12 protein-coding genes, 1 tRNA gene and 1 pseudogene are annotated in these 18,331 nt (G+C 62.9%); all 14 read right to left on the minus strand.

Annotated elements, in window-relative coordinates; translation table 11 throughout:
• Positions 1-25: 25 nt before the first annotated feature.
• Positions 26-2,359, minus strand: coding sequence for a sensor histidine kinase (locus AC1D3B_RS31405; RefSeq protein WP_478194588.1), 2,334 nt, complete (start codon positions 2,357-2,359; stop codon positions 26-28).
• On the minus strand, positions 2,356-2,931 hold the full coding sequence (locus AC1D3B_RS31410; protein ID WP_478194589.1) for a DUF4390 domain-containing protein: 576 nt from the start codon (positions 2,929-2,931) through the stop codon (positions 2,356-2,358). The genes AC1D3B_RS31405 and AC1D3B_RS31410 overlap by 4 nt, the downstream gene beginning before the upstream one ends.
• 40 nt (positions 2,932-2,971) lie before the next feature.
• Complete coding sequence (gene rsmB, locus AC1D3B_RS31415) at positions 2,972-4,318, minus strand: 16S rRNA (cytosine(967)-C(5))-methyltransferase RsmB (RefSeq protein WP_478194590.1); 1,347 nt, start codon at positions 4,316-4,318, stop codon at positions 2,972-2,974.
• Between the two features lie 44 nt (positions 4,319-4,362).
• Positions 4,363-4,932 (minus strand): LemA family protein, encoded by a 570-nt coding sequence (locus AC1D3B_RS31420; RefSeq protein WP_478194591.1) that lies wholly within the window; start codon positions 4,930-4,932, stop codon positions 4,363-4,365.
• Positions 4,933-5,037: 105 nt separating this feature from the next.
• Complete coding sequence (gene rpoC, locus AC1D3B_RS31425; protein ID WP_478194592.1) at positions 5,038-9,273, minus strand: DNA-directed RNA polymerase subunit beta'; 4,236 nt, start codon at positions 9,271-9,273, stop codon at positions 5,038-5,040.
• Between the two features lie 21 nt (positions 9,274-9,294).
• Complete coding sequence (rpoB, locus tag AC1D3B_RS31430) at positions 9,295-13,419, minus strand: DNA-directed RNA polymerase subunit beta (RefSeq protein WP_478194593.1); 4,125 nt, start codon at positions 13,417-13,419, stop codon at positions 9,295-9,297.
• Positions 13,420-13,711: 292 nt separating this feature from the next.
• The gene (gene rplL / locus AC1D3B_RS31435; protein WP_028252756.1) at positions 13,712-14,086 is read right to left on the minus strand and encodes a 50S ribosomal protein L7/L12; all 375 of its coding nucleotides are present in this window, start codon (positions 14,084-14,086) and stop codon (positions 13,712-13,714) included.
• A 43-nt stretch (positions 14,087-14,129) separates the two neighbouring features.
• Positions 14,130-14,660 (minus strand): 50S ribosomal protein L10, encoded by a 531-nt coding sequence (gene rplJ, locus AC1D3B_RS31440; RefSeq protein ID WP_478194594.1) that lies wholly within the window; start codon positions 14,658-14,660, stop codon positions 14,130-14,132.
• A gap of 283 nt (positions 14,661-14,943) precedes the next feature.
• The gene (rplA, locus tag AC1D3B_RS31445; RefSeq protein WP_478194595.1) at positions 14,944-15,645 is read right to left on the minus strand and encodes a 50S ribosomal protein L1; all 702 of its coding nucleotides are present in this window, start codon (positions 15,643-15,645) and stop codon (positions 14,944-14,946) included.
• Positions 15,646-16,077, minus strand: coding sequence for a 50S ribosomal protein L11 (rplK, locus tag AC1D3B_RS31450; RefSeq protein WP_028252759.1), 432 nt, complete (start codon positions 16,075-16,077; stop codon positions 15,646-15,648). It lies immediately after the preceding gene.
• Positions 16,078-16,205: 128 nt separating this feature from the next.
• Positions 16,206-16,802 (minus strand): transcription termination/antitermination protein NusG, encoded by a 597-nt coding sequence (nusG, locus tag AC1D3B_RS31455; RefSeq protein ID WP_478194596.1) that lies wholly within the window; start codon positions 16,800-16,802, stop codon positions 16,206-16,208.
• A complete protein-coding gene (secE, locus tag AC1D3B_RS31460) occupies positions 16,802-17,185 on the minus strand; it encodes a preprotein translocase subunit SecE (RefSeq protein WP_478194597.1) in 384 nt (127 codons plus the stop codon). Before secE ends, nusG begins: the two co-directional genes overlap by 1 nt.
• 104 nt (positions 17,186-17,289) lie before the next feature.
• Positions 17,290-17,365: transfer RNA gene (locus AC1D3B_RS31465), tRNA-Trp, on the minus strand.
• A gap of 11 nt (positions 17,366-17,376) precedes the next feature.
• A pseudogene (locus AC1D3B_RS31470) lies at positions 17,377-18,331 on the minus strand (elongation factor Tu); the annotation flags it as partial.

The raw sequence follows: 18,331 nt of genomic DNA on the forward strand, positions 1-18,331 counted from the left end.
CCGCCGCCTGCGCTCTTCACGTGCTTCAGGTGACGGACGACTTCGAATCTTCTGTGTGAGCGACCGCTCCCTGCGGCTCAGCTGCAAGCGCGAATGATAACGAGACTTGCGCGCCAGCCACAGCCCCATCGGTGACGCGATTGGAAAGTTCGACGCGGGCGCCGTGCTCGTCGGCGATTTTCTTGACGACCGCCAAGCCCAGTCCGGTCCCCTTGGCCTTCGTGGTGACGTACGGCTCGAAGGCGCGCTTGAGGATATGCTCCGCAAAGCCGGGACCGCTGTCCTGCACGGTGAGGCGTACGCGCCGGCCGGAGTCCGCAAGCCGGGTGCGGATGACGACTTCGCCCGGGTGTCCGGTGCGATGTGCTGTCGCTTCCGCCGCGTCCTGGGCGTTTTGCAACAGGTTGTGAATGACCTGCCGAATCTGCTGCGCATCCGCGCGAATCGGCCGGCACCGCTCATCCAGCTCGGATCGCAACACGACCGTGGCGCTGTCCGGTGGATACAGGTGCAGCACATCGCCGACGATCGCATTCAGGTCGACGGGCTTCAGTTCGGCCGCGGGCAAGCGCGCATAGTCGCGGAACTCATTCACCAGGCGCTTCATGGCATCGACCTGGTCGACGATGGTCTTGACGGACTTGGTGAGGATCGCCTGCTCGGGCTGTGCGACCTTGCCCGAGAGCTTCATCTCGAGGCGCTCGGCCGAGAGCTGGATGGGCGTGAGCGGATTCTTGATCTCGTGCGCCAGGCGACGCGCGACCTCGCCCCAGGCCTGTGCGCGCTGCGCCGACACGATTTCCGAGATGTCGTCGAACACGAGGAGCCTGGCCGCATCCGGCAACTCGGCGCCGCGGGCGACGATGTTGATCGTGTCCTGGTCCATCGCATCGCCTTCGGGGTGGAGTTCGAAGGCGTGCTGCCAATGGTCGAGTCCGTGCTGCATCCGCTCGACCTCGAAGTCGTCGAACTGCTGCTGGACGTTCTGCGCGAACTCGCCCAGCCCCGGGACGTCGGCAAGCCGCTGGCTCTCGAAGGCGGCCAGCGGTGCGCGCAAGACGCGCGTCGCACCCGGGTTGGTCGACATGATGACACCTTGGGTGTCGAGCACGATCACGCCCGAGGTCAGGTTGTCGAGGATGGTCTGCAGGTTGGATCGGGCCGCATCGAGCTCGCCCATGGTCTTCTCGACCGCGCCGCGTGCGTCGGCCAACTGCTGGGTCATGACTGCGAAGGATCGAGTGAGGCCGCCCAGTTCGTCCTTGCCCTGCAACACGGCCGTGGGCCGCAGGTCGCCGCCTGCGACCTGCCGCACGCCGTCGGCCAGCACCAGCAGCGGCCGCGCTAACTGGTTGCCGAAAAGCACGGCCAGGAGCACGGCGCCGAAGACCGCCAGGAACAAGGTCAGAGTCAGCGTGCCGATGTACATGCGGCGCAGGCCCTCGCGGGCGAGCGCTCTTTCCTGGTACTCGCGATTGGCTTCCTGCACGGCGAGCGCGTTCGCGACGACCGCCGGCGGCAACGGCTGGGTGATCTGCAGGAAGCGCGGCTCGGTATTGAATTCGAAGCCCTGCCGCTGAACCAGCGCCAGGGCCCGGACGTTGGCCGGGGGCGGGGCGGCGGCGCCCGGTGCGGGCGTCTCGTCGAGTCCTTCGATATGGGCGATCGCGCGATCAGCCCGCACCTGCCGAAACTGCTGCGGCGTGGGCCGCTGGTCCGGATTGAGCTGGAAGCGCGACAGCCCGGCGCCCGCAACGAGCTGGCCACTGCCCGTCCAGAGGACCACATCGGTGGCGCCGAGCTGGTCGCGAATGCGCTCGAGCACGAGACCGGCGCCCGCATCGGACACGTTGGCCAACTGGCCGCTGGCCGACTTGGTCTTGTTCATCAAGTCTTCCGACAGCGAATCCAGCGTGGCACGACCGAGGTTGAGACCAGCGTCTAGAGCGCCTTCGACCTTGACGTCGAACCAGCTTTCGATCGAACGCGCGACGAACTGATACGACACGACATACACCAGCATGCCCGGCACGACCCCCACCAGGGCGAAGATGGCGGCCAGCTTGATCAGCAGGCGACTCCCGAACTTGCCCTGGCGCAGACGCCGCAGGAGCCTGAACGCCACCCATCCGATGACAAGGATCAGCACCACCGCAACCACGACGTTGATGCCGAAAAGGCGCGCGTAATTCCGCTCGTAGAAGGCCCGGTTGTTGGTGGCCTGTGCAAGGAGGAACATCAGCACGAGGCCGATGGCCGTCACCAGCGCCGCGCCGACGCCGATGGCCCAGCGGACGGCACGGGAACGCCGCCGCACCGCCTGCGGCGGCCGGGTGCCACCGCTCGATTCGTTGCTCACTTCGCCTTCTCCAGCGGCAGCTTGGCGCTCTTCTCGATGGATATGTTCCAGTCCGACTGACCAACGGCACCGATCTGGAAGGGCCGCGGAAGCTGGGAGGTGTCGAGCCTGAAGCGGAATGTCACGGGATGGGTCGCCTCGTCGCCGATCTCGGAGGCGTCGCCGAGCCGCATTCGGCCGACCCGGCGCACGCCATCGAGGGCGTCGGCCAGGGTGTCAAAGTTCTGGTTCAGCGAAACGCCGAATCCTGCGTTGGTTATGGGCACGGGAGACACGTTGAGGCGCCAGCGGCGACTGAGTGGCTGGTAGGCGAGTCGCATGTGCCGCGCGGCCTGTGCAACTTTGAGGTCGGTCCAGTACCAGCGTTCCCGATAGAGCTCCGCCTCGGCCACGAAATAGATGGCAATGCCCTTGTCGAGCACTTCCTCGATGGAGGGCGGCAGTTCGAATTGCACCTGCGCCGTGAGATAGACGCCGTCGTCCGCCTGCTCGAGGCGCATCTGCGTCACCGCCGTCGCGTGGGGATCTGCGGCCGCCCCGCCGGGAAGCCATCCCAGAAGCCCGACGAGCATCACCCACACGGCCAGCCAAGCCGGCCCGCGCCGGCCGGTCTTAGTGCTTCTCGAGCAGAGCGTAGAAGAAACCGTCGTGATCACCCAACGGATTGTCCGGGACGCCACGGGCATTCACCCCGCTTTGGGGGAGCAAATGGCCCGGCGAGGGCAGCAAACGGGCATCGGTGTTGTGTGCAAGGAACGCCTCGATCTGGTGCGAGCCTTCCTCCCGAAACACCGAACAGGTGCAATACAGCAGCCGGCCGCTCCGGCGAACCAAGGGCCACAACGACGCCAGCAGCATTGCCTGCTGGAGCGCGAGCTGTTCGATGTCGCTTTCCCGGCGGAGCCACCGGACGTCCGGATGCCGGCGCACAATCCCCGAAGCGGTGCACGGCGCGTCGAGCAGGATGCCGTCGAACAGCACGCCATCCCACCAAGCGGCCGGACGCGAGGCGTCGGCGATGACCACCTTGGCACTCATCCCGAGCCTTGAGAGTGTCTCGTCGATGCGCCGGCTTCGCGCGGCATCGACTTCCAGCGCCGTGACTTCGATGGCCCCGGGAGCGGCAAATTCCAGGAGGTGCGCCGTCTTGCCGCCCGGTGCCGCACAGGCATCGAGCACCCGCATCGGTGATGTTCCTTGCGGGCGAAGGCCGTCAAGGAGCAACGGCGCGGCGAGCTGCGCCGCAGCATCCTGCACCGAGAATTCGCCGCCGAGGAAACCTGGAAGCTGCTGGACCGGTCGGGCACGCGTCAGTTGCAACCCGCTGGCGCCCACCGGAACGGCATCCAGGCCCGCCGCGCCCAGGGCACGCTGAAAGGATGCGACGTCGGTCTTCTGCACATTGACCCTGAGCGTCATCGGCGCCTGCTGGTTATCGACGGCCAGGACGCGCTGCCACTCGCGCGGATGATTGCGCTTGAGCCGTTCGATCCACCAGCGCGGGTGGTTCCATTGCGCGACCGGCTCGCGCTCGGTTGCCGCGACGAGTTCGTCGCGCTCCCTCAAGAAACGCCGCAGGCAGGCGTTGACGAAGCTCGCCTGCGCGCGGGTACCCGGATTGCGCTTGGCAGCCTCCACGGCCTGGTCGACCAGCGTGAAGGGCTCATAGGGGGAACGCCCGGCGTCCCAGGCGAGGGCGAGCGCGGTGCAGAGCAGCGCGTCGGCGGCGGGCGGCGGCGTGCGCTTGGCCAGTTGCCGGCGCAACGCTTCGGCCCGGCCAAGCCAGCGCAGCACCTGGAAGCCCAGTGCCTGCACGCCCGGGCGCAAGGCAGGATCGACCGCCTCGAAGGCGACCGAACCCGACACGCCGCTGCGTATCGAGGCGAGTGCCGAAGCGGTGAGCTGCAATTGGCGCCAAAGGGGTGGCGAACCGGGGAGGGAATCTGAAGGATCTGGCAACTTGAGTCGATGGTAATGGCAGGACGTGGGCCCGCCCCGCGGGGTCAGCGCAACGGGGCTGCGGGTCGAAGCTGCATGATCCAGGCCACCAGCAAGGCGGGGAACTGTGCAATGGCGGCGTTGTAGTGCGCGACCGCAAGATTGAACTGGCCGCGGGCTATTTCCGCTGCTGCTGAAGGCTCGGGCCAGGCAATGGGAGCAACTCCCTCGATCGGCTCATCATGGCCATTCAGCGGTGCTGGCCTGGACAGCGTCCCGTCCGCCTCGAAGCTGATCACGGCATCGGGATGCATGTGCTGCCAGGCGGCGACCAGAACATGCGTCGCCGTACCGAGCGCGGCGATGCCGGCCGGATCGAGAGGGCGCAGACGCGTCGCCGCAAGCAGCGTCGCCAATTGGGCTGCCGCAGCGTTGATTGATGCCCCAGATTGAGCCGCTGGCGCGGCGGCCTCCTCGGTCTGGCCCAGGCGCGCCTGCACGAAATCGAGTTGCCGCACCAACGCGGCATCAAGGGCTGCGTACGCATGCAAGGCCGCCGAGCGCAGCCGAACCAGACGGTTGTAGGCGCCGACAAACCAGAAAAGCGCAAGGGCCCCGGCGATCCAGTACGGCAACGAATCGGGCATTTGGCTCATGCCTGCGTCGGGCAGAAAAAAGCCCCCGATCCGCGGGCGGAAGGGGGGCGTTGGAGACCGGTCATGGCCGGTGATGCTAACCAGTTATTCGGTGGCAGCGCCTTCGCTGGCGTCGACCGTGGTCACATCGTCGGCTGCGGCCGAGGATCCGGACAACTCGGCCGCTTCCGCTTCGGCGATCGCGCGCCGCTCGGCTTCGTCCATGGCGTCCTTGACCTTGCGGGCCTGGTGATACGCCATGCCGGTGCCCGCGGGGATCAAGCGGCCGACGATGACGTTTTCCTTCAGGCCGCGCAGTTCGTCGCGCTTGCCCATGATCGCGGCTTCGGTCAGCACGCGCGTCGTTTCCTGGAACGATGCGGCGCTGATGAAGCTGTCGGTCGAGAGCGATGCCTTCGTGATACCCAGCAGCAGGTTGGTGAACGTCGCGGGAAGCTTGCCATCGGCGCGCAAAGCGTCGTTGGTGTTGAGCATCTCGCTGCGTTCGACCTGTTCACCGGCGATGTAGTTGGTGTCGCCCGGGTTCTCGACCACGACGCGGCGCAGCATCTGGCGAACGATCACCTCGATGTGCTTGTCGTTGATCTTCACGCCCTGCAAGCGGTACACGTCCTGCACTTCGTCCACGATGTAGCGCGCGAGTTCTTCCGAACCCAGCAGGCGCAGGATGTCCTGCGGATCCGCCGGACCGTCGACCACGCTTTCGCCCTTGTTCACCACCTGGCCTTCGTGCACCAGGATGTTCTTTTCCTTCGGCACGAGGTCTTCCCAGACCTTGCCTTCCGGATCGGTGATCTGCAGGCGGATCTTGCCCTTGGTCTCCTTGCCGAACGACACGGTACCGGTCATTTCGGCCAGCATGCCCTTGTCCTTCGGCGAGCGCGCCTCGAACAGTTCGGCCACGCGCGGCAGACCACCGGTGATGTCGCGGGTCTTCTGGCCTTCGACCGGAATACGCGCCAGCACTTCGCCGGGGCCCACGTCTTGACCGTCACGCACCTGGACCAACGCGCCGATCGGGAAACCGATCGTCACCGAGTGGTCGGTACCGGGGATCTTGACCTCGGCGCCGGAGGCGTCGATCAGCTTCACTTGCGGACGCACGACCTTCGCGGCGCCTCGGCGCTTCGGATCGATCACGACCAAGGTCGACAGGCCGGTGACTTCGTCGACCTGCTTGGCGACCGTGAGGCCTTCCTCGACGTTCTCGAACTTCGTCAGACCGGCGAATTCCGTGATGATCGGGCGCGTCAGCGGATCCCAGTTGGCCAGTACGTGGCCGGCCTTGATCTGCTGGTCGGCCTTGACCGCCAGGATGGCGCCGTACGGCACCTTGTGGCGCTCGCGCTCGCGGCCATGCTCGTCATGAATGACGATCTCGCCCGAACGTGCGATCACGACCAGCTCGTTCTTGCTGTTGGTCACGTAGCGCATCGTGGCGTTGAAGCCGATCACGCCGTTGGACTTGGCTTCGACGCTGGAGGCGACTGCCGCGCGCGATGCTGCACCCCCGATGTGGAAGGTACGCATCGTGAGCTGCGTGCCGGGTTCGCCGATCGACTGCGCTGCGATCACGCCGACCGCTTCGCCGTTGTTGACGAGTCCGCCGCGGCCGAGGTCGCGGCCATAGCACTTGGCGCAGAGGCCGAAGCGGGTCGCGCAGGTCAGTGCCGTGCGAACCTTCACTTCGTCGACGCCTTCGGCTTCGAGCGCTTCGATCACGTCTTCGTCGAGCATGTCGCCGGCCTTCGCCAGCACTGCACGCGTTTCCGGATGCAGGATGTCCTCGGCCGCGGTACGGCCCAGGATGCGCTCGCGCAGCGATTCGATCACTTCACCGCCTTCGACGATCGCGCGCATCACTGCGCCGTCCTGCGTGCCGCAGTCCTGTTCGATCACGACCAGATCCTGCGTCACGTCAACCAGGCGACGCGTCAGGTAACCGGAGTTGGCGGTCTTCAGTGCCGTGTCGGCCAGACCCTTTCGGGCACCGTGGGTGGAGATGAAGTACTCCAGCACGTTCAGGCCTTCGCGGAAATTCGCGGTGATCGGCGTCTCGATGATCGAGCCGTCAGGCTTGGCCATCAGACCCCGCATGCCGGCGACCTGGCGAATCTGCGCGGCGGAACCGCGAGCACCGGAGTCGGCCATCATGTAGATGGAGTTGAAGGATTCCTGCTCGACTTCCTTGCCATGTCGATCGGTGGCCTTCTCCTTGGAGAGCTTGGCCATCATGACCTTCGACACTTCGTCGCCGGCCTTGCCCCAGATGTCGACCACCTTGTTGTAGCGCTCGCCGGACGTGACCAGACCGGAGACGTACTGCTGCTCGATCTCTTTCACTTCCTTGGCGGAACGCTCGATGATGCCGTGCTTCTCGGCGGGCACCAGCATGTCGTCGATCGCGATCGAGATACCGGCCTTCGTCGCCAGCCGGAAGCCGTTTTGCAGCAGCTTGTCGGCGAACACGACGGTCTCTTTCAGGCCGCACTTGCGGAACGAGACGTTGATGAGCTTGGAGATTTCCTTCTTCTTCAACGCCTTGTTGATGTTCGAGAACGGCAGGCCCTTCGGCAGGATCTCGGACAGCAATGCACGGCCCACGGTCGTGTCCACCAGCGAGGTCGACGGCGTGAACTCGCCCGTTTCCTTGTCCTTGGTGTACTCGGTGATGCGGACCGCCACCTTGGCGGTGAGTTCGACCACGTTGGCGTCGAGCGCGCGCTGCACTTCACCGATGTCGGAGAAGACCAGGCCCTCGCCCTTGCCATTGATCCGGTCGCGGGTCGTGTAGTACAGACCCAGCACCACGTCTTGCGACGGCACGATCGACGGTTCGCCGTTGGCGGGGAACAGCACGTTGTTGGAGGCCAGCATCAGCGTGCGGGCTTCCATCTGCGCTTCCACCGACAGCGGGACGTGGACGGCCATCTGGTCGCCGTCGAAGTCGGCGTTGAAAGCCGCGCAAACCAGCGGATGCAGCTGGATCGCCTTGCCTTCGATCAGGATGGGTTCGAAGGCCTGGATGCCCAGTCGGTGCAGCGTCGGTGCGCGGTTCAGCATCACCGGGTGTTCCTTGATCACTTCCTCAAGGATGTCCCACACGACCGGCGTGCCGGATTCGACTTCCTTCTTTGCCGCCTTGATGGTGGTTGCGATGCCCATGGCTTCGAGGCGCGAGAAGATGAAGGGCTTGAACAGCTCGAGCGCCATCAGCTTCGGCAGGCCGCACTGGTGCAGCTTGAGCGTCGGGCCGACCACGATGACCGAACGGCCCGAGTAGTCGACGCGCTTGCCCAGCAAGTTCTGGCGGAAACGACCGCTCTTGCCCTTGATCATGTCGGCCAGCGACTTGAGCGCACGCTTGTTGGCGCCCGTCATGGCCTTGCCGCGACGGCCGTTGTCCAGCAGCGAGTCGACCGCTTCCTGGAGCATCCGCTTTTCGTTGCGCGCGATGATTTCCGGCGCCTTCAGCTCGAGCAGGCGGCGCAGACGGCTGTTGCGGTTGATGACGCGACGGTAGAGGTCGTTCAGGTCGGAGGTCGCGAAACGGCCGCCGTCCAGCGGCACCAGCGGACGCAGGTCCGGCGGCAGCACGGGCAGCACTTCGAGCACCATCCAGTTGGGCTTGATGCCCGACTTGCGGAAGGCTTCCAGCACCTTGAGGCGCTTGGAGTTCTTCTTGACCTTCACTTCGGAGCCGGTCAGGTCGCCGCGCAGTTTCTCGATCTCGCTGTCGAGTTCGATGCCTTCCAGCAGGTCCTTGATGCCCTCGGCGCCCATCTTGGCGATGAACTCGTCGCCGTATTCCTTGCGCTTCGCGTCATAGTCGTCCTCGGACATGATGCCGAACTTCTTCAGCGGGGTCATGCCGGGGTCGGTGATCACGTAGGCTTCGAAGTACAGCACGCGTTCGATGTCGCGCAGCGTCATGTCGAGCACGAGGCCCAGGCGCGACGGCAGCGACTTCAGGAACCAGATGTGGGCGCAGGGCGCGGCCAGGTCGATGTGACCCATGCGCTCGCGACGCACCTTGGTCTGCGTGACTTCAACGCCGCACTTCTCGCAGATCACGCCGCGATGCTTGAGGCGCTTGTACTTTCCGCACAGGCACTCGTAGTCCTTGATAGGGCCGAAGATCTTGGCGCAGAACAGGCCATCGCGCTCGGGCTTGAAGGTCCGGTAGTTGATGGTCTCGGGCTTCTTCACTTCGCCGAAAGACCATGAGCGGATCTTCTCGGGCGAAGCCATGCCGATGCGGATGGCATCGAAATGCTCATCGGGTGTGAATTGCTTGAACAGGTCGAGTAGCGATTTCATAAGACTCTTTCCCTTTTCAAATTAAGAACGCTCGAGCTCGATGTCGAGACCCAGCGAACGAATTTCCTTGACCAGCACGTTGAACGACTCCGGCATGCCGGCTTCGATCGAGTGTTCGCCCTTGACGATGCTTTCGTACACCTTGGTACGGCCTTGCACGTCGTCGGACTTCACCGTGAGCATTTCCTGGAGGACATAGGCAGCGCCGTAGGCTTCAAGCGCCCACACTTCCATTTCCCCGAAACGCTGACCACCGAACTGCGCCTTGCCGCCCAGCGGTTGCTGCGTGACGAGCGAGTACGGGCCGGTCGAACGTGCGTGCATCTTGTCGTCCACCAAGTGGTGCAGCTTCAAGAAGTGCATGTAGCCGACGGTCACCGGGCGCTCGAACTGGTCGCCCGTGCGGCCGTCGTACAGGTAAGCCTGCGTACGCGTTGCAGTCAGGCCCTTGAGCTTGGCGATCTCATCCGGGTAGGCGAGCTTCAGCATGCCGCGGATTTCCTCTTCCGAGGCCCCGTCGAACACCGGCGTCGCGAAAGGCACGCCCTGCGACAGGTTCTCCGCCATCTCGAAGACGTCAGAGTCGCTCAGCTTGCTCAAGTCTTCCTTGCGGCCCGAACCGTTGTAGAGCTCGTCCAGGAACTTGCGCAATTCGACCACCTTGGCCTCGGCTTGCAGCATGTCACCGATGCGCTGACCGACACCCTTGCCGGCCCAGCCGAGGTGCACTTCCAGCACTTGACCCACATTCATCCGCGAGGGCACGCCCAGCGGGTTCAGGCAGATGTCGCACGGCGTACCGTCGGCCATGTGGGGCATGTCTTCGACCGGAACGATCTTCGACACAACACCCTTGTTACCGTGACGGCCGGCCATCTTGTCGCCAGGCTGCAGGCGGCGCTTGACGGCCAGGTAGACCTTGACCATCTTCAGCACGCCCGCGGGCAACTCGTCGCCCTGCGTGAGTTTCTTGCGCTTTTCCTCGAAGGCTAGGTCGAAGCTGTGCCGCGTCTGCTCGAGCGAGTTCTTGATCGACTCCAGCTGCGCCGCAACGTCGTCCTCCGCCGGGCGGATGTCGAACCAGTGGAACTTCTCGATCGACGACAAGTAGGCCTTGTCGAGCTTGGTCCCCTTGGCCAGCTTGTTCGGGCCGCCGTTGGCCACCTTGCCGGTCAGCAGCTTCTCGATCCGATCGAACGCGTCGGCTTCGACGATGCGAAGCTGGTCGTTCAGGTCGAGGCGGAAGCGCTTGAGCTCGTCGTCGATGATCTGCTGGGCGCGCTTGTCGCGCGTGATGCCTTCGCGGGTGAACACCTGCACGTCGATCACAGTGCCTTGCGAGCCCTGATCGACGCGAAGCGAGGTGTCCTTCACGTCGGAAGCCTTCTCGCCGAAGATCGCGCGCAGCAGCTTCTCTTCAGGCGTCAGCGTGGTCTCGCCCTTCGGCGTGACCTTGCCCACCAGCGTGTCGCCCGGCTGCACTTCGGCGCCGACATAGATGATCCCCGATTCGTCCAAGCGGTTCAGTTGCTGCTCGGCCAGGTTCGGGATGTCGCGCGTGATTTCCTCGGCACCCAGCTTGGTGTCGCGAGCCATCACCACCAGTTCCTCGATGTGGATCGAGGTGTAGCGGTCTTCGGCCACGACGCGTTCGCTGATCAAGATCGAGTCTTCGAAGTTGTAGCCATTCCAGGGCATGAACGCGATCAGCATGTTCTGGCCGAGCGCGAGTTCACCCAGGTCGGTCGACGCGCCATCGGCCACAACGTCGCCCTTGTCGATCTTGTCGCCGCGCTTGACGATCGGACGCTGATGGATGTTCGTGTTCTGGTTCGATCGCTGATACTTGATCAGGTTGTAGATGTCCACGCCGACTTCACCAGCCGCAGCCTCGGCATCGTTCACGCGAACCACGATGCGCGTCGCATCGACGTAGTCCACGATACCGCCGCGGGTTGCAGTCACCACGGTGCCCGAGTCGACCGCGGAGACGCGCTCGATTCCGGTACCAACGAACGGCTTCTCCGGGCGCAGCACAGGGACGGCCTGGCGTTGCATGTTGGCGCCCATCAACGCGCGGTTCGCATCGTCGTGCTCTAGGAAGGGCACGAGCGAGGCAGCCACCGACACGATCTGCGCTGGCGACACGTCCATGTACTGCACGCGCTCGGCGCTCACCAGGATCGATTCGCCGGTTTCGCGGGCCGAGACCAGATCGCCGGTCAACTTGCCGTCCTTGTCCAGCGCGGCGTTGGCCTGCGCGATGACGTACTTGCCTTCTTCGATGGCCGACAGGTAGTCGATGTCCATCGTGACCTTGCCGTCCACCACGCGACGGTAGGGCGTCTCGATGAAGCCGTATTCGTTCAGCCGGGCGTACAGTGCCAAGGAGTTGATCAGACCAATGTTCGGGCCTTCAGGCGTTTCGATCGGGCACACGCGGCCGTAGTGGGTCACATGCACGTCGCGCACTTCGAAACCTGCGCGCTCGCGGGTCAGCCCGCCCGGGCCAAGGGCCGAAACACGACGCTTGTGCGTGATCTCGGACAGCGGGTTGGTCTGATCCATGAACTGCGACAACTGCGAGGCACCGAAGAACTCCTTCAGTGCGGCCGAGATCGGCTTGCTGTTGATCAGGTCGTGGGGCATGAGCGGCTCTTGTTCCGCTTGACCCAGACGTTCTTTCACGGCCTTTTCGATGCGCGCGAGACCGGTGCGGTACTGGTTCTCGGCCAGTTCGCCGACGCAACGCACACGACGGTTGCCCAGGTGATCGATGTCATCGACTTCGCCACGGCCATTGCGCAGGTCGACGAGGATCTTGACCACGGCCAGGATGTCCTCGTTGGTGAGCACCATCGGACCGGTCGATTCGTCACGACCGACCTTGGCGTTGAACTTCATTCGGCCGACGCGCGACAGGTCGTAAGTGTCCGGGTTGTAGAACAGGCGCTGGAACAGGGCCTGCACCGCGTCTTCCGTCGGCGGTTCGCCGGGGCGCATCATGCGATAGATGGCCACGCGCGCGGCGAATTCGTCCACCGTTTCGTCGATGCGCAGCGTCTGGGAAATGTAGGCGCCTTGGTCGAGTTCGTTGGTGTAGATCGCCTGGACGTCCTGCACGCCGGCAGCGCGCAGTTTCTTCAGCAGCGCTTCCGTCAGTTCGTCATTGGCCTTGGCCAGGATTTCGCCAGAATCGGGGTCGACAATGTTGCGGGCAATGACGCGCCCGACCAGGAAGTCTTCAGGCACACTGATGTGCGTGGTACCCGACTGCTCGAGTTCGCGCGTGTGGCGTGCGGTGACCCGCTTGTCCTTGGCGACCACGACCTTGCCGGACTTGTCGGTGATGTCGAAGCGTGCGACTTCGCCGCGCAGGCGCTCGGAAACGAACTCCATCTGTGCGCCGCTGTCCATCAGGCGGAAGTTGTCGTTCACGAAGAAGTTCGCGAGGATCGATTCCGGGTTCAGGCCGATGGCCTTCAGCAGGATCGTGACCGGCATCTTGCGGCGACGGTCGACGCGGAAGTACAGCATGTCCTTCGGGTCGAACTCGAAGTCGAGCCACGAGCCGCGGTAAGGAATCACGCGCGCCGAGAACAGAAGCTTGCCCGAGCTGTGCGTCTTGCCCTTGTCGTGCTCGAAGAACACGCCTGGCGAACGATGCAGCTGCGACACGATGACGCGCTCGGTTCCGTTGATGATGAATGAGCCCTTGTCGGTCATGAGCGGAACTTCGCCCATGTAGACCTCTTGCTCCTTCACTTCCTTGACCACCTTTGACTGCGAGGTCGACGACTCGCGGTCATAGATGATCAGCTGAACCTTGGCGCGAACTGCCGAGGCGAACGTCAAGCCGCGGGTCTGGCATTCGCGGACATCGAAGGCAGGTTTCGCAAGGTTGTACTCGAGGAATTTCATCTCGACGAAACCGTTGTGCGAGACGATGGGGAATGCCGCGTCGAACGCAGCCTGCAGACCTTCCACGGTCCGTTTCTGGGGCGGGATACCGGCCTGAAGGAACGCGGTGTACGCGTCTTTCTGCATCTGCAGCAGGTAAGGAATTTCGACGACGCTGTCGCGATTGCCGAAGTTCTTTCGGATGCGCTTGCGTTCGGTGTAACTGTACGTGGACGTTTGGGCCATGAGAGCTCCGGAGCTTGAGATCTTCAGCGACTTGTCAGCGGCGCTTTCGCGCCCCTGCTTGGCGGCTGGCCACTACCAGCCGTTGGCGGACAGTGATGCGTTGCACATCACCCGAACCAAGGGATCTTCTGCAGTCGGGGTCAGAAGACACTCAAAAACCGTCTTGGCTTGCTTTTCCGTCGACCGAAGGTCTTCGGGAAAACCCGGCCCCAAGCCGGCTTTTGGGTGCGCTCTGAAAGCGGCAAAGGCTGGAGGGCCTTGCGGCGCGCTCCAGCCCTCCAGGGAGACCGAATTACTTCAGTTCCACCTTGGCGCCAGCATCTTCCAGCTTCTTCTTGGCGGCTTCGGCATCTGCCTTCGGCAGGCCTTCCTTGACTGCCTTGGGAGCGGCTTCCACTAGGTCCTTGGCTTCCTTGAGGCCCAGACCGGTGATTTCGCGCACTGCCTTGATCGCCGACACCTTGTTCGCTCCTGCATCAAGCAGAACAACGTTGAACTCGGTCTTTTCTTCGGCGACAGGGGCGGCAGCGCCACCACCAGCAGCAGGGGCGGCCATTGCCGCGGCGCTTACGCCGAACTTCTCTTCGATGGCTTTCACCAGATCGTTGAGTTCGAGGACCGTCATGCTGTCGAGCGCGGTCAGAAATGCGTCTTTATCGAATGCCATTTTGATTTCCTAACAATTGGGTTGAATATTTCAAACGCAAGGCCTAAGCAGCTTGCGCTTCGGCCGGAGCTTCGGCCGGTGCATCGCCACCACCACGCTTCTCCGCCAGCGCAGCCAGAACACGGGCCGTGCGCGAGATCGGGGATTGCATCAAGCCCAGCAGTTGCGCCAGCAACACTTCCTTCGAAGGGATGTTGGCCAATTGCTTCACGCCGTCGACGTCCAGGGCCTTGCCACCGAAAGCGCCACCGCGAATCACCAACTTGTCATTGGTCTTCGCGAAATCGGCCACCACCTTTGCGGCGGCCACGGCGTCTTCGGAGAAGCCATAGATAAGCGGGCCGGTCATCTGGTCGCCAACAATCTCAAACGCGCTACCAGCGACAGCACGGCGTGCCAGCGTGTTCTTCAACACGCTGAGTGTCACACCCTTGCTGCGCGCATCGTTGCGCAGTTTGGTCATATCAGCCACCGTGATGCCACGGTATTCCGCCATCACGAGCGTTTGAGCTTTTGCGGCGAGGCTGGTCACATCACTGATGACCGCTTCTTTCTCACTGCGATTCAGACTCAAGGTCTACTCCTTTTAATGCGCCCCTTGGCCTGAGCCTCGGAACGCGCTTCATGCAGCGACCAACTGTTTCGGAAAGGATTTCCTTTGCAGCGGAATCGCCATCTGCGCTGGCTACCTCACGGAATGCGAAGCGATTAAGTGCAGCACTCACTGCACACCAGCGGTCTTGGATGGCCCGAGGCCGCTTGTCGCGGCCTCGACCCACCACATCGCCCCGCTGCCGTTTGACCGACAAGGGAGCAAATTCTCTGGGCCTTCGCCGCGGCAAGGCCCTTCATGCACTTCAGCCCTGCTGAGCGATGGTTTGCGTGTCCACACGGACGCCCAGACCCATCGTCGACGACACGGCAACCTTGCGCAGATACACACCCTTGCTGGTTGCCGGCTTGGCTTTGACCAGGGCATCGATGAGCGCAGCGAGGTTGCCTTGCAACTTGTCGTTGTCGAACGAACGGCGACCGATCGTGCCGTGCACAATGCCCGCCTTGTCAACACGGAACTGCACCTGGCCAGCCTTCGCATTCTTGACGGCGGTAGCGACATCAGGAGTCACGGTGCCGACCTTCGGATTGGGCATCAATCCGCGAGGGCCAAGGATCTGGCCGAGCGTACCGACGACGCGCATTGCATCCGGTGCGGCGATCACGACATCGAAGGGCATGTCGCCAGCCTTCACCATCGCAGCCAGATCGTCCATGCCGACGATGTCGGCACCGGCTGCCTTGGCTTCTTCAGCCTTGGCGCCTTGAGCAAACACTGCAACGCGTTTGGTCTTACCTGTTCCGTTGGGCAGCACGACGGCGCCACGCACGACTTGGTCCGACTTCTTCGCATCAATACCGAGTTGGACAGCCACGTCAATCGACTCGTCGAACTTCGCAGTCGCGGCTTCCTTGATGATGCCGATGGCGTCCGACAGAGCGTACAGCTTGTTGCTGTCGACCTTGCCTGCAAGGGCCTTTTGCTTTTTGGTGATCTTGGCCATTTACACGCCCTCCACATTCACGCCCATCGAGCGAGCAGAACCGGCAATGGTGCGAACCGCGGCGTCCAGATCGGCAGCCGTCAGGTCCTTCATCTTGGTCTTGGCGATCTCTTCGAGTTGGGCGCGCGTAATCTTGCCGACCTTGTCTGTATGCGGACGGGCCGAACCCTTCTCGAGCTTGATAGCCTTCTTGATCAAGGTGATCGCAGGCGGCGTCTTGATGATGAAGGTGAAACTCTTGTCGGCGAACGCGGTAATGACCACCGGCAATGGCAGACCGGGCTCGACACCTTGGGTCTGCGCGTTGAACGCCTTGCAGAATTCCATGATATTCAAACCGCGCTGGCCCAATGCGGGACCGATCGGCGGTGACGGGTTGGCCTTACCAGCTGGCACTTGCAGCTTGATGAAGCCGACGATTTTTTTCGCCATGCTTTGCTCCTTGCGGGTAGTGACGCCTTGGCCTCAGCCTTGGCTCCCCGGGGTTAAACGACTCTTCAAACTAGGCCGCGCGCCGAGTCGGACAACGCGCAGCGGAATTGGTTCCGATTCGCCGAGACTCAAGTCTTTTCGACTTGACTGAATTCAAGCTCAACAGGCGTAGCGCGACCAAAAATCATGACCGACACTCGCACCTTGCTCTTCTCGTAATTAACTTCCTCTACGGTGCCATTGAAGTCGGTGAACGGACCTTCCTTGACACGCACAAATTCGCCGGCGACAAACTCCACCTTGTGCCGCGGCTTCTCGGTGCCCTGCTGCATCTGGCTGACGATGTCCTCAACTTCCTTCTGGGAAATCGGTGCCGGGCGGTTCTTTGCGCCGCCAACGAAGCCGGTCACCTTGTTGGTGTGCTTCACCAGGTGCCAGCTTTCGTCGTCCATGATCATCTCGACCAGAACGTAGCCGGGAAAGAAGCGGCGCTCGGTGGTTCGCTTCTGCCCATTCTTGATCTCCACCACCTCTTCGGTCGGCACCAAGATGCGCCCAAACTTGTCCTGCATGCCGGCTCGGGCGATGCGCTCGGTAATATTGCGCTCCACGGCCTTTTCCATGCCAGAGTACGCGTGAACAACGTACCAGCGAAGATCTGGATGGGCCGGTGCCGCTAGCACTGAAGTGCTTTCCGGTGTGGCTTCGACAGCGTCATCAGTCATTATTTTCTCCAGCCCAGAATGAGGTCGAAAAACACCCATTCGAGCGTCTTGTCGGTGAGCCAAAGGAAGATCGACATGATTGCAACAAAAGCAAACACGTAAGCTGTCATTTGGATCGCTTCCTTGCGGGTAGGCCAGACAACCTTTTTGACCTCCCGCCAAGAATCACGCCCAAAGGCCCACAACTGCCGACCGCTTTCCGAACTCGCGAACGAGCCCACGGCGGCGGCAAGGCCAACAAGCAAAGCCGCCCACTGCAAGATTGCCCCTTGGCGAGCGAGCAAATAGAACGCAACAATGGCGCCAACCGCCAACACGGCGGCAGCGGCCAACTTGGCCTTATCCGCACTCGTGCTCACGGTTTCAACTTGAGAAGTGGCCATCTTGGGCTTTGTTCCTGAGGCCTCACAGCCTTCAATTCAATGCGTCGCTTGAGACGCCGAAGCCCGTCAGGGGCGTGACGGGCCTTGTTTAGGGCCACCCTGGGTGGCAGGGGCAGTAGGAATCGAACCTACAACCTTCGGTTTTGGAGACCGACGCTCTGCCAATTGAGCTATACCCCTATGTACTCGAATCAGATGTCAAGGATCTTGGCCACGACGCCCGAGCCCACGGTACGACCACCTTCGCGGATGGCGAAGCGCAGACCTTCTTCCATAGCGATCGGGTTGATCAGCTTCACGGTGATCGACACGTTGTCGCCGGGCATGACCATTTCGGCCGCGCTCGACTTCTTCGCGCTTCGTACCGCGCAGCAGCACGCCCACGTTATCGCCCGCCTGACCCTGGTCCAGCAGCTTGCGGAACATTTCAACGCCGGTGCAGGTGGTCTTGACCGTCGGGCGGATACCCACAATTTCGATTTCCTCGCCAACCTTGATGACACCGCGCTCGACGGCGCCAGTCACCACGGTGCCACGACCGGAGATGGAGAACACGTCTTCCACAGGCATCAGGAAAGTACCGTCCACCGCACGCTCGGGCGTGGGGATGTAGGTGTCCAGCGCCTCAGCCAGCTTCATGATGGCACCTTCGCCCAGCTCGCCCTTGTCGCCTTCGAGTGCCAGCTTGGCCGAACCGTGAATGATCGGGGTGTCGTCGCCAGGGAACTCGTACTTGTCGAGCAGCTCGCGCACTTCCATTTCCACCAGCTCGAGCAACTCCTTGTCGTCGACCATGTCGCACTTGTTCAGGAACACGATGATGTAGCCCACACCCACTTGGCGCGCCAGCAGGATGTGCTCACGAGTCTGGGGCATCGGACCGTCAGCGGCCGAGCACACCAGGATCGCGCCGTCCATCTGGGCCGCGCCGGTGATCATGTTCTTCACGTAGTCAGCGTGGCCCGGGCAGTCCACGTGCGCATAGTGGCGGTTGGCCGTCTCGTATTCGACGTGCGCGGTGTTGATCGTGATGCCGCGCGCCTTCTCTTCCGGCGCCGCGTCGATCTGGTCGTAGGCCTTGGCTTCGCCACCGAACTTGCTCGACAGCACCGTCGCAATCGCCGCCGTCAGCGTCGTCTTGCCATG

Source organism: Variovorax sp. P5_A3, from assembly GCF_056400665.1.

Bases quoted from the DNA above. Each gene is read 5' to 3' on its own strand.
- rplL (WP_028252756.1), bottom strand. From the start codon at position 14,086: ATGGCATTCGATAAAGACGCATTTCTGACCGCGCTCGACAGCATGACG.
- rplA (WP_478194595.1), bottom strand. From the start codon at position 15,645: ATGGCCAAGATCACCAAAAAGCAAAAGGCCCTTGCAGGCAAGGTCGAC.
- rpoB (WP_478194593.1), bottom strand. From the start codon at position 13,419: ATGGCCCAAACGTCCACGTACAGTTACACCGAACGCAAGCGCATCCGA.
- secE (WP_478194597.1), bottom strand. From the start codon at position 17,185: ATGGCCACTTCTCAAGTTGAAACCGTGAGCACGAGTGCGGATAAGGCC.
- nusG (WP_478194596.1), bottom strand. From the start codon at position 16,802: ATGACTGATGACGCTGTCGAAGCCACACCGGAAAGCACTTCAGTGCTA.
- rplK (WP_028252759.1), bottom strand. From the start codon at position 16,077: ATGGCGAAAAAAATCGTCGGCTTCATCAAGCTGCAAGTGCCAGCTGGT.
- AC1D3B_RS31410 (WP_478194589.1), bottom strand. From the start codon at position 2,931: ATGCTCGTCGGGCTTCTGGGATGGCTTCCCGGCGGGGCGGCCGCAGAT.
- rpoC (WP_478194592.1), bottom strand. From the start codon at position 9,273: ATGAAATCGCTACTCGACCTGTTCAAGCAATTCACACCCGATGAGCAT.